Annotated in this window: 14 protein-coding genes and 1 riboswitch; of the genes, 4 read left to right on the forward strand and 10 right to left on the reverse strand. The window is 39.5% G+C overall.

Annotation, left to right across the window (positions count from 1 at the left end; translation table 11 throughout):
* Positions 1–46 precede the first annotated feature (46 nt).
* Positions 47–595: a sigma-70 family RNA polymerase sigma factor gene (locus ACP8HH_RS17200; protein WP_438313391.1), complete on the forward strand. Its 549-nt coding sequence runs from the start codon at positions 47–49 to the stop codon at positions 593–595.
* Positions 570–1,631: a DUF4179 domain-containing protein gene (locus ACP8HH_RS17205; protein ID WP_438313393.1), complete on the forward strand. Its 1,062-nt coding sequence runs from the start codon at positions 570–572 to the stop codon at positions 1,629–1,631. Before ACP8HH_RS17200 ends, ACP8HH_RS17205 begins: the two co-directional genes overlap by 26 nt.
* A 202-nt stretch (positions 1,632–1,833) precedes the next feature.
* Here the strand turns inward: ACP8HH_RS17205 and ACP8HH_RS17210 are convergent, their stop codons facing one another.
* The 5 genes from ACP8HH_RS17210 to ACP8HH_RS17230 form a co-directional block, all read right to left on the reverse strand.
* The gene (locus ACP8HH_RS17210) at positions 1,834–2,565 is read right to left on the reverse strand and encodes an ABC transporter ATP-binding protein (protein WP_438313394.1); all 732 of its coding nucleotides are present in this window, start codon (positions 2,563–2,565) and stop codon (positions 1,834–1,836) included.
* 15 nt (positions 2,566–2,580) lie between these two features.
* Positions 2,581–3,423, reverse strand: coding sequence for an ABC transporter permease (locus ACP8HH_RS17215; RefSeq protein WP_438313396.1), 843 nt, complete (start codon positions 3,421–3,423; stop codon positions 2,581–2,583).
* 15 nt (positions 3,424–3,438) lie between these two features.
* A complete protein-coding gene (locus tag ACP8HH_RS17220; RefSeq protein WP_438313398.1) occupies positions 3,439–4,413 on the reverse strand; it encodes an aliphatic sulfonate ABC transporter substrate-binding protein in 975 nt (324 codons plus the stop codon).
* Between the two features lie 109 nt (positions 4,414–4,522).
* Positions 4,523–4,630: riboswitch (SAM riboswitch) on the reverse strand.
* Positions 4,631–4,715: 85 nt separating this feature from the next.
* The gene (locus ACP8HH_RS17225; protein WP_438313400.1) at positions 4,716–5,405 is read right to left on the reverse strand and encodes a diphthine--ammonia ligase; all 690 of its coding nucleotides are present in this window, start codon (positions 5,403–5,405) and stop codon (positions 4,716–4,718) included.
* Positions 5,402–6,394, reverse strand: a complete 993-nt coding sequence (locus ACP8HH_RS17230) for a GNAT family N-acetyltransferase (RefSeq protein ID WP_438313402.1) — start codon at positions 6,392–6,394, stop codon at positions 5,402–5,404. The genes ACP8HH_RS17225 and ACP8HH_RS17230 overlap by 4 nt, the downstream gene beginning before the upstream one ends.
* A gap of 177 nt (positions 6,395–6,571) precedes the next feature.
* On the opposite strand from ACP8HH_RS17230, the gene ACP8HH_RS17235 reads away from it, so the two are divergent.
* Both ACP8HH_RS17235 and ACP8HH_RS17240 read left to right on the forward strand, forming a co-directional pair.
* Positions 6,572–7,069 (forward strand): RNA polymerase sigma factor, encoded by a 498-nt coding sequence (locus ACP8HH_RS17235; protein ID WP_438313403.1) that lies wholly within the window; start codon positions 6,572–6,574, stop codon positions 7,067–7,069.
* A complete protein-coding gene (locus tag ACP8HH_RS17240) occupies positions 7,066–7,932 on the forward strand; it encodes a DUF3298 domain-containing protein (protein WP_438313405.1) in 867 nt (288 codons plus the stop codon). Before ACP8HH_RS17235 ends, ACP8HH_RS17240 begins: the two co-directional genes overlap by 4 nt.
* A gap of 232 nt (positions 7,933–8,164) precedes the next feature.
* On the opposite strand, the gene fumC is transcribed toward ACP8HH_RS17240, so the two are convergent.
* The 5 genes from fumC to ACP8HH_RS17265 all read right to left on the reverse strand — a co-directional run bounded on the left by fumC (position 8,165) and on the right by ACP8HH_RS17265 (position 14,742).
* Positions 8,165–9,550, reverse strand: a complete 1,386-nt coding sequence (gene fumC, locus ACP8HH_RS17245) for a class II fumarate hydratase (RefSeq protein WP_438313407.1) — start codon at positions 9,548–9,550, stop codon at positions 8,165–8,167.
* A gap of 102 nt (positions 9,551–9,652) precedes the next feature.
* On the reverse strand, positions 9,653–10,585 hold the full coding sequence (locus tag ACP8HH_RS17250) for an HD-GYP domain-containing protein (protein ID WP_438313409.1): 933 nt from the start codon (positions 10,583–10,585) through the stop codon (positions 9,653–9,655).
* A 247-nt stretch (positions 10,586–10,832) separates the two neighbouring features.
* The gene (locus ACP8HH_RS17255; protein ID WP_438313411.1) at positions 10,833–12,116 is read right to left on the reverse strand and encodes an ABC transporter permease; all 1,284 of its coding nucleotides are present in this window, start codon (positions 12,114–12,116) and stop codon (positions 10,833–10,835) included.
* Entirely contained in the window at positions 12,106–12,804 is a 699-nt protein-coding gene (locus ACP8HH_RS17260; RefSeq protein WP_438313413.1) for an ABC transporter ATP-binding protein, read from the reverse strand. Before ACP8HH_RS17260 ends, ACP8HH_RS17255 begins: the two co-directional genes overlap by 11 nt.
* A gap of 189 nt (positions 12,805–12,993) precedes the next feature.
* Complete coding sequence (locus tag ACP8HH_RS17265) at positions 12,994–14,742, reverse strand: methyl-accepting chemotaxis protein (protein ID WP_438313415.1); 1,749 nt, start codon at positions 14,740–14,742, stop codon at positions 12,994–12,996.
* Between the last annotated feature and the right edge of the window lie 116 nt (positions 14,743–14,858).

Raw genomic sequence — 14,858 nt, forward strand, 5'->3', positions numbered from 1 at the left:
CCCTCTGGTAGCTCTAATAGGTAGAACAGGAAAGGAGGCTCTTAAATTGGTTGCGAAACAGAAGCTCGTAGCACATGCGAAGAAAGGCGATGCGGATGCGTTTCAAGCACTTATTCATCTAGAGAAAGAGAAGTTATATAAGATCGCCTTTGTCTACATGAAAAATGAAAATGACGCACTCGAAGTATTTCAGGAAACAATTTACAAAGCATTAGATGCAATCGTTTCTCTCAAAAATAATGATTATTTCTCAACTTGGATTACACGTATCTTAATAAACACGGCAATAGATTCATTAAGAAAAAAACAGAAGATTGTTCCAATGAGCCCTGAAATTCTCGAGCAATTTGAGGAGTCGGTCGATCGTAAACAAGAGACTAAAATAGACCTACTTCAGGCGATGGAAGAAATCGAAGAGAAGTATAAAACGGTGTTGTTGCTCAGGTTTTACCAAGACTATACAATTCAACAAATTGCGGACTTCCTTAGTTGTCCAGAAGGAACGGTGAAGACAAATATTCGCCGCGGCCTAGAACGATTAAGATCAAAATTGAAAGGAGCTTATATTGATGACAGACAAAATTCCAGCGTTTAAAAGCGAAATTGATAAAATTCATGTGCCGAGTGAAAAGTTGGATGCTATTATTTCTCAAACCCTTCGAAAAAATGTGCCTAAAAGGAAGAAATCGATGTGTAAGAAACTTATTTATACTGCAAGTGCCGCTGTTGTAGCTTTGGGGTTATTGGTTGGTTCGGCTACTGTGTCTCCAGTAATGGCAAATTTCGTTTTACAAATACCACTACTCGGGTCGATTTTCAGTGAATCTGGTGATCTTGGCTTGGTGCAAGTGAGCAATCTTGGTTTGACGCAAGCAGTTGGTGTGTCTAAAGCTGTAAAGGGCGATACGATAACAATTGACGAAATATTTTATGATGGGGCACGGTTCACGGTAAGTTACTCGCTTGAAACGAAAGAGCCACTCGGAGAGAATTATTTTGAGCACAGTGGCCCAGATTTCACCGTTGACGGAAAAACTGTCAGCTATTCGGGAGGACTTTCTGAGACTGACGTGACACCAACATACCGAACCGGCGTTTTCAGCATCGATGCCATCACTGAATTACCAGAGGAATTTATATTTGGACTACATTTTAAAAGCCTTGACAACAAGAGATGGAAATTCAAAATTCCAGTAAAAGCACAATCCGGTGTCGAAGTGGTCACAATCAATCATACTCAGAAAGCAGAAGGAATTGACCTATCTGTATCTGATTTGAAAATAAGCCCTGCTGGCCTGTTGATTCATTTCAATGCAGTATCTAATGAAAATTTTTTCCTAACTAGCTCAATCGATTTCCATGTAGTCAACGAGGAGGGTATTGAAATCGGCTCTCACTCGGGAGGTAGCAAAGGAACCAATGAGAATGGGAAAGTAAATCAGAGTGGCAACCGGTTATTTGACCCTATTTCGGACAGTGTGAAGATTTTGACGGTAACCCCTTATGTTTCTCATTCAACTGAAGGCGGCGGTGTTGAAATCGACAAAGATGGTACTGAGACCAAAATCGAATTCAAGCCCTATGACGGAAAACGGATTGAATTTGACAGCTTTACTATTTCATTACCATGAAATAACTTCTTGAAAAAAGATAGACTTCCATCCGGTTTCTTAGGAAGTCTATTTTTCATTAACCCTACATGATTTCCACACTATTCTAATTACATAACCGATAAAAAAAGCGAACGTTCTATATGAGTTGTGATTATGTTCGTGCAACAAAGAAGAAAAACTGAACAATACATGTTACGGTTTCTCTTCTTTTAAAATTACGTTATTGAGCATAAGTTTCCACAGATTTATTTAAATCGAGCAGATTCAATATTTCTTCCTTTTTCTTTGTTAAAGCAGAATCAATTCGGTTTCTCGGTTTTTTCTGTTCAATTTTTATTTCTGCATATAATTCACCCGGTTGCCCTCGCATAATAATAATTCGGTCACATAAGTAAAGGGCTTCATCAATATCGTGTGTGACAAGAATCATCGTTGTTTTTCTCTTTTCCCAAATTGATAGCAACAAATCCTGTAGATTCATCTTAGTAAAAGCATCGAGTGCACTGAAAGGCTCATCCAGTAACAGCACATCCGGTTGCGTAAGCAAAGATCGTGCAATGGCTGTTCGCTGGGCCATACCGCCTGATAAGTCCTTCGGATAATACTCTTCAAATCCATTTAATCCAACAAGCTCAATTAATTCTTTTGCACGGTCTTCTTGCACTAATGATCGTTTTCCAAAGCAAACATTGTCCTTGACGGAAAGCCACGGCATTAGTCTTGGTTCTTGAAACATCATTCCAATCTTTTTACTGGAATCATTATTACCTATCTCAAACTCTCCATCGTATCCTTCATCTAGACCCGCAAGTACTCGTAACAATGTACTTTTCCCGCACCCACTCGTTCCCAAAATCCCAACAATTTCTCCGTTCGTAATTTTGAAATCAATATTTTGGAATCCAGAAATTCCATCATTAAATAGTCTAGTTAGTTTTTTTGCTGACAGCATTTTTTTCACCCACCTTTATAGTTGATTTGATAGACTATCTTGCCATCCGAGTACCTTTTTCTCTAGTTTTTTGAGTAATGAATCCGTGACTTTTCCAATTACAGCAAACAGTACAATACTCGCTATAATGAGCTCCGGAGAATACGTATTTTGACCGACAATCAGTAAATAACCAAGCCCTTTACTGGCCCCCATTATCTCTGCTGCAACAACGAACATCCAACCAAGTCCTACCCCCGTTCGAAGCCCAGTAAGAAATGACGGCAATGCTGCTGGCAGCAAAATTCTTCTCAATGTTTCTCCCGATGTAAATCCATATATTTTTCCTACTTCAATTAACTTTCGGTCAACTCCCCTAATTCCAGCAACGACATTTATATATACTGGGAAAAACACACCGACAGCAATTAACGTTACTTTAGATGATTCTCCAATACCCATCCAAAGGATAAATAAAGGTACCCAAGCGAGTGCTGGTATAGAACGGAATGCCTGAATTAGTGGATCCATTATTTTTTCGACAAGATTGAAATAACCAACAGCGGATCCCAAAACTACAGCAAATAGTGTTCCGAGTGAAAATCCAATTGCCACTCTACCCAATGTGATACCTATATGACCAAATAGCGTACCCTCTATAGCCATATTAAAAATTTCTTTAATAATTCGCGATGGTGTAGGTAAAAGATAAGCTTCGACCAGACCAACTCTGCCTGCTAGATCCCAGACGATTATTAGAAGTATCGGAAGTATGCTTCCAAGAATCCAACGTTCATGGTTCTTATAAGAGAATAACCTAGTGCCTTTCACCTTCTCCGTGGCTAACGGTATATTAATTGATTCACTTTTCACATTCATATCGTTGCTCCTATTCTAGTATTCACCAAAGTATTTCGGATTAATTAATTCGTCCACTACTTTTTTAACATCCGTTTTTGGATCTATAATTTTTTTTACTTTTAATAATTCTCCAGCAGAAATTACTGAATCCTTTTGTTCTTCCACTGGCTTAGAAACAGAAAAGTCATTACGACTCATTTGAATTTTGGCAATTTCAATATCAATTTTTGCTTCTCTTGCTAATATTTCAGTTGTCTCTTCGGGATTTTCAATTACCCATTTTCGAGCTTTCTCATAGACACCAATTACTTTTGTGACATACTCCGGATACTTTTCAGCAAAGTCTTGACGAACACTTAGTGTTCCGTATGTGTTGTAATTAACATTCCGGAAGATTAGCCTTGCATTCGCTTCTTTTTCTACTCTTGCCATATGCGGGTCCAGCCCTGCCCACGCGTCCACTTCTCCGGTTAGAATTGCAGTTGCACCATCGCCCGGGAGAAGATTTATCACTTCCACATCTTTTTCCGATAATCCATTATCTTCAAGAGCACGAAGTAAAAATGTATGCATGTCCGTTCCTATTGTTGCCGCAATCTTTTTACCTTTTAAATCTTTAACTGTCTGTATAGTCGGATCAATTGCAACAAGTGCAATCCATTCTGGTTTTGAAAAATTATAAACAACTTCAATTGGAGAACCTTTCGCTTTAGCTAAGAATGCGGCACCACCAGCTGCCGATCCAAAATCAGCACTTTTTGAATTCAAAAATTCGATAGCCTTATTTCCGCCTTGACTAAGGACATAATCAACCTCAATTCCTTCCGCTTCAAAAAGTTCTTCAACCCATTTCTTTTCTTTTAAGACAAGACTGACTGGTGAATAATAGGCATAATCCAAAACGATTTTTTCAGGTTTCCCACTTTCTTCGCTTGCATTGCTTGAACAACCTACTAATGCAGTTACTGCGAAAACTAATAATAACGACTTAATAATTCTGTTTTTCATTTCCTCAACTTCCTTCTTCTTTAGTATGTGTATTTGATTACTCGGGTTTTATTTTAAAATAGTAAAAGCCCCCTTCTAATTTAAGAAGAGGGCGTATTTATTAATCCTCCTCTCATCTGCCAGATTAAATAATCTGAAGGAATTAGCACCATCGCAAAAACACCTGCAGGTTGCCGGGCATCACAGGGCCTATTCCCTCCGCCACTCTCGATAAGAGATTGCTATTTAGTTGTCGAAATGAATATAGTCAATTACTTGTTGATTTGTATCATAATTCAGATTCCACATATAGTCAAGCATATTTAGAATATTCCTGTTTTTCCACTTCGTTTCTTTCTTAGTTCTACATCCAAAAACACATAGCCGTCTCTTTCATGTTCACCAGAAAATACAATTGGCACTCGTTCACTAAAAATCGGTCCATCTACAACAACGGTATGGAATTCGCCCGATTCTCCGCATGCATCAATACCAAGTGCTTCAAGTTCATCCATCAGTTCAATGGTGAATGGACGCCCAATGAAATGGGCAGGCATCATTTTCGTGTTCACAACGACAATATATGCCACAAACCCCGCAGCGACAAATTCTTCAAGGATTTTGCGTCGAGGTTCCATCCAAAGCGGGTGCACCGCTTCCATACCAACTTTTGCACACGTTTTCTGTACCCATTCCAAATGATCCACAAGGTCGATATCCCCGAAAACACCGTAGCCAATGCCTACATCTTTACATTCTTTCATTGCATCCAAAAATTCACTTTCATAGCTATTCCAGTCAGAACCACGAAGCATAAAAGGGATGCCCAAGCTCTTTGCCTGTGCTTCTACTACTTCAATTGGAAGTGCGTGGGATTTCGAACGTTCCTTGTCTTCTTCGAACATTGTCCATATTCTCTTGGGAATCATGCCCGATTGAATCGCTCGGTAATATGCCATTGCAGAATCTTTTCCACCACTCCAAGAAGCAACGAATTCTTTATTTTTCATCATATGCCGTCTGCCCATGAAATTCGTGGGTCCACTTTTCGCACCATTCGGATCATATACGACTGAAATCCTAATTTAGGCCAAAAATAGGAAGCTAAAGGATTCGGCGTATGCCAATCTGCCATAATATACTTATACCCTTTTTCCTCCATCTCTCCAAGACAGTAATCAGCAATTGCTTTCCCAATTCCTTTTCCGCGCATCTCAACGTTTGTCGATGCCGCTGCTAAATGCGCAGAATTTTCCGGCGTAACGATTGACCCGTTCGCATCTGCTGGGTAGTACACGTGAAATGCTGCGGGAATACTATTTTGTTCCGCAATCCACATTGTTGATTCATCATCTACTGCTAAACCCGCATATTCTTTACGAACTTTATCAATGGACTCTTTTGTAAGTGGACTCCATGATGGCGCAGCTGCTTGATGAATTGAATTCCAAGGGGCCATTTTCTGAAGAAGTGAACTATCATCTTTCGTCACTTCACGGAAATTCACACGAGCCGTTCCATCACTTTTTGCTACATAAGAATTTAATGATAAGATTGCATAACGCTGATCAAACCTAAAAGATTGTTCCAAGAGTTCCAATATAATTGGGTCATTACCTACCGGCGCAAATAATACATGTTCAAAATAACCATTTCGAACCCATTCGGCCCCTGCTTCTGCATACATTAATCGAACGAGCCTTGATTGCTCGCCTTCTTTGATAGCTAGCGATGGATAACTGACTGAAACATGGCGTCCACGTGTTGCATTTTGTTTGAATTCGTATAATAAATAGCCAATCACCTCATCAAAGCGCAGTGTAACGATGCCGGCAGTAAATGGTTTACTAGTCTCTTCTCGCAATATTTTAGCCGTCTCTTCGGCGTTTTCATAACGTTCAGGAAGAAATCCGAAACGTATCCTTTCCTTCATCTGCCTACTTGCAAGTAGTTCCGCCATTTGCGGTATGTACTTCTCTTCAAATTGAACAAATCGAATCATCTTCATCCCTCCGTTTGTATTGTATATATATAAATTATACCATGATTTTCGGCCGAAGTAAGATTATTGACTGAATATTCCTCTTTCGGCAAGCAAACTTTCTACATAAGATACCCGTCTTACTATATAGAACACATTCGCGATGTGTTAGAAATTGGAGTAGGTGAACTTTCTGTCATGACTAGAAATGAAAAATATAAATTAGTAGAAGATTTTATTATTGAAAATAGGGAAGCACATTACCGTTTAGCTTATAGTTACGTGCGTAATAAAGAAAATGCACTGGATATTATTCAAGATGCAATTGAAAAAGCACTGAAATCGATTGACCGCCTGATAGAAATTCGTTATTTGAAAACATGGTTTTATAGAATTATTGTCAATACAGCAATTGATTTTATTCGAAAACATCAACGAATGACATTCATGGATGACGATATTCTATCACTGTATTTACCAAATGTAGAAGATGAACTGGCTGATATTGATTTACAAGAAGCAATTGACCAATTACCGCTACCTTATAAAAATGTAATTATTCTTCGATTTTTTGAAGATTTACAAATTGACGAAATATCTAAAGTTACGGGGTTAAATATGAATACAGTTAAAACCAGACTGTATGCGGCTCTAAAGAAGTTACGACTTGAAGTTGGAGAGGAGTTTCGAATTTGAAACGATTAAACAAGTTGAAAAATAATTATGATGGGGTCGAGATTCCTTCGGAGTTAGAGAATGTTGTGAAGTTATCGATTCAACAGGCGAAAAGTTCACGCAAAAAACGCGGCTATTTAAAGCATTGGTCCATTGGTGTTGCGGCAGCAGCGGCTTTATTTATCGGCAGCATCAATATGAGTCCATCATTTGCACAAGCGATGGCAAACGTCCCAGTGCTCGGTTCAATCGTCGAAGCGTTTACAGTACAACAGTTGACGGTAGATGATGAAACATACCAAGCCAATTTGAATACACCAGCAGTCGTTGGTTTGGATGATGAACAACTTCAATCCATGTTGAATGAAAAATACATCAAAGAGAACAAAGCACTATTCGAGCAGTTTGAGCAGGATGTTGAAGATATGAAACAAGAGGGCGATGGGCATCTTGGGGTTGATTCGGGGTATGAAATACTGACAGATACCGAACAATTGCTGGCGATTGCCCGGTATGAAGTGAATACTGTCGGATCCTCATCAACAACAATGAAATACGACACGATTGATAAGCAGAACAGTATCTTAATTACATTACCAAGTCTATTTAAGGATGATGCTTATGTGGACGTTATCAGCTCGTATATTGTAAATGAAATGAAGGAACAAATGGCTGCGGATGAGGACGTCGTGTATTTCTTTTCTGAAGATGGCGGGTTTGAGCAAATCATATCGGACCAAAACTTCTATATTACAAGCGATCACAAACTCGTTATCTCTTTCGACAAATACGAAGCCGCACCAGGTTATATGGGTATCTTGACATTTGAGATTCCGACAAACCTGTTGAAAGATTTTTTGGTGAGTGACACGTATATAAACTAAAGGGGGACTGTTATCCACACGACATTCAATCAACCCTTGGTTTAGTACAAGCAAATCCAGTTTAATCCAACCGGATTTCCCTGAGTGACTGGACCCATTCTATAATCAGAATTGTGTCTGAATTGTAAAGGGGACTGTCACCCGTACAACCCAAATAAACCCAAACCCCTTCTATACATATAGAAGGGATGTGGGTTTATTGAGATATACTGGACACCTTTTGTGAACTAGCTTACGAATTGCCAATCATTTTCGAAGGATCCACATATTCGTCAAATTGTGCTTCCGTTAATAATCCTGTTTTAAGTGCGGCTTCTTTCAACGTAGATCCTGCCGCATGTGCTGCTTTTGCGATTTTTGCTGCATTTTCGTATCCGATATGTGGATTAAGTGCAGTTACAAGCATAAGTGAGTTTTTCACATGATTATCAATCACTTCACGATTCGGTTCAATACCTACCGCACAGTTATCATTGAAGCTAATCATCGAATCTGCAAGTAATGTAACGGACTGAAGGAAGTTATAAATAATAACTGGTTTAAACACGTTCAGCTCGAAGTTTCCTTGGCTTGCGGAAAATCCGATTGTTGTATCGTTGCCCATTACTTGGGCGACAACCATAGTGATTGCTTCACTTTGGGTTGGGTTCACTTTACCTGGCATGATTGAGCTGCCTGGCTCATTTTCCGGAATTGAGATTTCTCCAATACCTGAACGTGGGCCACTTGCCAACCAGCGTACGTCGTTTGCAATTTTCATAATATCCGCGGCAAGTGCTTTAATTGCACCGTGGACGTAAACAACTTCGTCATAGCTTGTAAGTGAATGGAATTTATTCTTGGCAGAAGTAAATTCAATACCGACCGCTTTGCTAATTTCCAGTGCAACACGGTCGCCAAATCCTACAGGTGCATTGAGACCTGTTCCAACAGCCGTTCCACCGATTGCAAGTTCTTTCATCGATTCGACACTGTCCACAATCATTTTTTCCGTTTTTTCAAGCATACGATGCCAGCCGCTAATTTCTTGGCCAAGCGTCAAAGGTGTCGCATCTTGTAAATGCGTACGACCGATTTTAATGATATCCATAAATTCTTCGGACTTTTTACCGAATGTTTCTTTCAATTTAGCAAGTGCTGGAACGAGTTGCTCTTCGACCGCGATAACGCCTGCGACATGCAGTGCTGTCGGGAATGTATCGTTTGAGCTTTGTGATTTATTCACATCATCGTTCGGGTGTAGTCGGTCTTCTTCGCCCCACTCCTCAAGCAGTTGGTTTCCACGATGGGCAAGCACTTCGTTCATATTCATATTAGACTGTGTTCCACTTCCAGTTTGCCAAACGACAAGTGGAAAATGGTTATCCAATTTACCTGCGATTACTTCTTCAGCCGCCGCAGAAATCGCCTTCATTTTAGCTTCAGATAGCGCACCATGTGCATGGCTTGCGATTGCCGCTGACTTTTTCAAATGCGCAAATGCATAGACGACACCAATTGGCATTTTTTCCCCGCCAATTCTGAAGTTTTGTTTACTACGTTGTGTCTGTGCACCCCATAGTTTGTCCGCCGGTACTTTAATTTCACCAAATGTGTCATGTTCAATACGATAATCCATTCTTCATCCGCCTTTCATTATGTATAATTAAATCCATTCTTATTATAACATGCTCCTTAACTTAATTTCTTCAAATGGAAAAGACCCAGTTTCCCAAGTCGCTTATTTCCACTTGTATTGCTTTTTCTTCAGTACTGAAAGGAAAGCATCCACAATTTCCGGATTGAACTGTGTTCCTTTTCCATCAAGGAGCTCTTGAACTGCATCTAGTATAGGAAGGGCCGCCTTATACACACGGTCAGTTGTCATCGCATCGAATGCATCGACGACGGCCACGATGGAGGATTCAAGTGCAATTTCATCCTTTTTAAGCCCATAAGGGTACCCTTTTCCATCATATCTTTCATGATGTTGCTCGACAATAAATGCTACATCCTTGAGCCACTTGACTGGATGCTCCCGCATAATTTTGGCACCTTCTATTGTATGGGCTTTCATAATGTCCCACTCTTCAGCCGTCAGCTTACCCGGTTTGTTTAATATTTCAAGCGGGACCGTGCGCTTCCCAATGTCATGAAAATAAGCGCCCCATCTTAGAATACTCAGTTTCTCTTTTGGCAACCCAAGATGTGACCACACTTCAATTGAATAATCTTTAATTCGGTTGCAGTGCATATATGTATAGCCGTCAAGCGCTTCAATCGCATCCGCTTCTTTTTGAAGAACTATTGTTTCAAAAAATCCAGGTTCAAATTGTTCAGCGGTCATTTTAATTAACAACTCAGCCTCTGTCACGCCATGAAATGTAATGATTTTCTCATAATTTGCCGCATCTATTGTTTCACCAATCTTCAAGACGCGACGGATATCCTCGTATTCCAATTCCACGATTCCGTCCAAAAGTGTATACGTTTCAAACGTATTTTCAGTAGAATTCGGATTGTATTGCACCCGAAACACTTCGTCTTTATGCAAGGAATACAAGGCATTTGACAAGCCGTTCCATCGCCCAAGCAAAGAGACGTCCGCATAACCAAGCCGGAGGAAAGGATATCCATTCAGGTCAAAATCGCTATAAGATTTGTTTTTCGACATGTTCACAACATCCACCTCCGTAGATTAAGACCTATGTTTGTGGAACCTTACTAACTAAAACAATTATAGCAAAATTCCGACAACTTTCATAGACCTTTGTGTCGAATGGTGTCTTATTTTCCACACAGTCAATATATACTACTCAAAATTATATTCATTCTCGATTGAAATCATTTCTTATTATCCGACTGCTGCAAATAAAAAAAAGTAACCCCCAAGAAACAGCGGTTACCTCAATACTTGTATTTTACAATTCTTGCCTCAGTGCATTGATCACATCAATCTTCGTCGCTTTTCGGGCAGGTCTCCATCCCGAAACCATAGCAACGCTTATACTAATTATCGAAGCGATGACGACGAGTTGCCATGGAATGATTGAAAATGTGACTTCCATACCACCCAAATCCTCTTCGCCAAGGGCTGAAGCAACGATAATAGGCAAGATGTAGTTTGAAACAATACTTACACCATATGAAATCACTACAGCAAGGACGGTTCCAACAATTCCAATCCATGCACTCTCCATTAAAAATAACCGCTGAATTAATTTCGGATTCGCACCGATTGCTTTCATTACACCTATTTCACGTGTTCGTTCTGTTACCGCCATTGTCATCGTGTTAAAAATACCGATAGATGATATTAAAACAGCAATCGTTCCAACAAAAACAAGCCCTGCTTTTAGCGCCAAGAAAAATACGTCAAGCTGTTCAAGTTCATCTGAAATAGAATATACATAATAGCCTTCATTTTTTAACGCCGTAGAAATTGCTTTGACATTTTCAATTTTATAAGCATAAATATTTGTGTTTCCATAAAATAATTGCTCATTCTCTTCCTTTTCTTTTGATGAATAGTAAATACGTTCAAGTTCAGAAATGATTGAGCTGTCTACATAAATCGAACGATCCTGTATCCAGTCTTTAGCTGGGCTTTTCCCAATACCGACAATGGTAAGCTTAATTTCCTCTTCATGTAATTCACCTTCGTCGCCGCCAATTTTATAAGTAAACTGCTCGCCAATTAAATTACCCTCATACGTAGCAACTTCAGCGTTCTCACTTTCTGTTGCATTTTGATTCATTAAAAAGGCAGAAAAGTCACTACCAACAACAACTTCATTTTCTTTTTCAGGGAGGCGCCCTTCTGTAAGTTCGAAACCTATTTTACCTTCTTCAGTAAAATCCGTTATAAGTAGATCATGACCCCCTATATAATCACCCAAATTCGTCTGCTGATTTGTTCCTATATGTTGACGATTGACAACTGCCTTTACATGGTCCATCTTCTTAAACTTCTCAATTTGTTCCTCTGGATTGTCCGTCTCTTCACTCGAGTGCACTTGGATTTCAGTAACTAAGCGGTTTGACAACATTTCACTCCGGATTGTTTCGTGAATCCCAAAGCCCACTGATGCAAGGACAATTAGAAATGCAGTCCCCATTGTTGCCGCAAGTATCGTCATGAATACACGTAGTTTGTTTTTCTTTATATGTTGGCGCACAAAATCAATTTGATCGTTAAATTGCATTATGTAAACCACCTTCCGAGAGTTCGCCATCATGCATTTTATACACCCGGTCTGCTGTATTTGCGACTTCATCATCATGCGTAATAATAACAAAAGTAATCCCACGTGTTTTGTTGAGTGATTGAATTAAGAGCAGAACATCTTGCTCCGTTTCTGAGTCCAAACTGCCCGTTGGTTCATCCGCAAAAATAATAGGTGGATCTGTAACGAGCGCTCGCGCAATGCTCACCCGTTGTTGCTGGCCACCGGACAACTCATTTGGATAGTGATCTTGAACGTCTGAAAGCCCCACTTGCCGCATAAGTTCTCCCACCTTTTTTCGTCGCATACTTTTACTAACCCCTTTTAACTTTAAAGGTAGCTCCACATTTTCAAAGGCATTCAGACCAGGCATAAGTTGAAAGTTTTGAAAGACAAAACCGTAGTTCTTCAACCTGAACTCTGCACTTTCTGCTTCATTAAACTGAGACGTTTCAATGCCGTTCACTTGAATAACTCCATTATCCGGTGTTAAAAAACCCGCCATTATATGTAATAGCGTGGATTTACCTGAACCACTTTTCCCAACAATAGAAACGATTTCACCATCCGCTACTTCAAATGTCAATCCCTTCAATACAGGTATGAATTTTTCATTCCCTTTTTTACCGATTTTAAATGAATGATTCAAATCAATGATGCTTATCATATTTATCCCTCCAACAATCTTTACTTTCTTCATTGTAAGAAGACTTTCTTAAGAGATACCTAGGATAAATATGAAGATTTTCTTAATATGTAGTGTTTTCAATATAAATATCCGCAAACAGGGGCCTTCAACGTAAAAAAAAGCCCGAGGCGAAACACTCGGGCTTTACTTTATGACCAATTTATACAATTAAATTCGGAAGTGTTTAATGCTTTCCGCCATTTTTTTGGACGAGTCTCGAAGTTCTGTAATTGTCTCTTCAAGTCTGCTCACTATTTCCACTTGTTCACCAGAAGATTCAGCAACACCTGTTGTCCGTGTTAGGTTTTCATTCATTATTCCGCTCATATGCTCACTTGACGCGAGCACTTCCTCTGAACTTGCGGACATTTCTTCAGTGACTGCAGAAACATCTTGAATTTCCTCGTCTACGCGTAAAACAGATTCCAGAACACGATCTAAGTTTTGACCAATGGCAATAACGGATTGGGTTCCGGAAATTACTAATTTAGAACTATTACCCATCTCATTTAATGCTTGGTTCGTGACTTCTTCAAACGTTGTTAAATGACTTCTAATTTCTTCTGCAGATTTTCTTGAGAGCTCTGCTAAATTTCGGACCTCTCCTGCAACGACTGCAAACCCTTTCCCGTATTCCCCTGCACGTGCAGCTTCAATTGCAGCATTCAAAGCCAGAAGGTTTGTTTGATTTGCGATGCCCGTAATTACTTCGACCATTTCTTCTATTGAACGGTATTTTTCACCCAAAACTTTTACATGAGACTCTGTTGCTAATACAGACATTTCGATATTTTGTACTTGGATTACTACAGCACGTGTATCTTGTACGCTTAATTCTACAAGAGAAGTCATGTCGCTAGACGATTCCGCAACGGTCGCTGATGACTCAGAGATTCGCTGGATCCCCGTTGCCATCTCCTCCATTGCACTAACGACCTCGCTATTATTTCCTCTTTGTTCCTCTCCGCCTGCTGCAATAAGTATAATACTTTCCGCAATTGAATCATTTGAAGTACGGACAGACACCATTGTCTCACCTAATGCACCAACAGCTGTTTCTACACCTTGAGAAGTGTCATTTATGTCGGTTAATGTGACTTTAATTTTCAAAAGAGAATGTGTAAAAGACTTTGCGAAATCAGTTATCTCATTATCATGCTTATACGTTACAGTTTTTACGATCTTTTCAGCCCCGGTTATATCTCCATCTGAAAATAATGTAGATGCTTGTTGCATCATTACTAAAGGATTTAGTGCCGCCCTTATAAACCTATACACAACAAATAATGCCGTAAATCCAATCAAAATAATTACTCCAATTGAAATAGGTAGTGATGTAGCGAGTATTCCATTTTTAATGGCACCAATTTGGGTAGCTGCAATATCTACTCCAAGAATCGCAACTACTTGTCCGTTTGAATCGTATAATGGCACGAATGAAGACAAAAATTGACCGAAATCATCATCCGCGAGCAAACCCGTATGATGATTTGTGCCTTGGAGAACCATTTCAACATCTTTATATTTAGTTGCAGATGATGCATCACCAATTGCTGCCGCCCCTTCGATATCATCCAGAGGCATTCCATCCACTAGAAATGTGACTGGTGCATCTTTTTCAGGTACTGCATATGTATAAGCATACATGACACCATTCTGTAGTCGTAATTCATTTAATTCCTCACGCAGTTCCCAGTATAAATCAGACTCTGTTGGATTTTCACTAAACTCTTTATATTTATCGCCATCCAGTAAAGCTGATATATTCGTTGCGGTATTAATAGCCTGACTTCCTACCGACTTATTTACCGTTAAACCCGTGTTGACAAACAATATAACCGAAAATAATATTCCAAGTACAGCTGTCGTACCAATCATGTAAAACATTATCCGTTTACCCAGTTTTGAAACTTTCACTATTACATACACCGTCCTGTCCCTATGTTTATATATATATCGACCTATTAATGATGTTGTTTAACCGTTCTAAGAATTTTCCGAAAAAAGAGACCTTCATTTGAAATGAAGGTCCT

Origin of the sequence: Sporosarcina sp. FA9, from assembly GCF_051550205.1 — a bacterium.
GTDB lineage: Bacteria > Bacillota > Bacilli > Bacillales_A > Planococcaceae > Sporosarcina.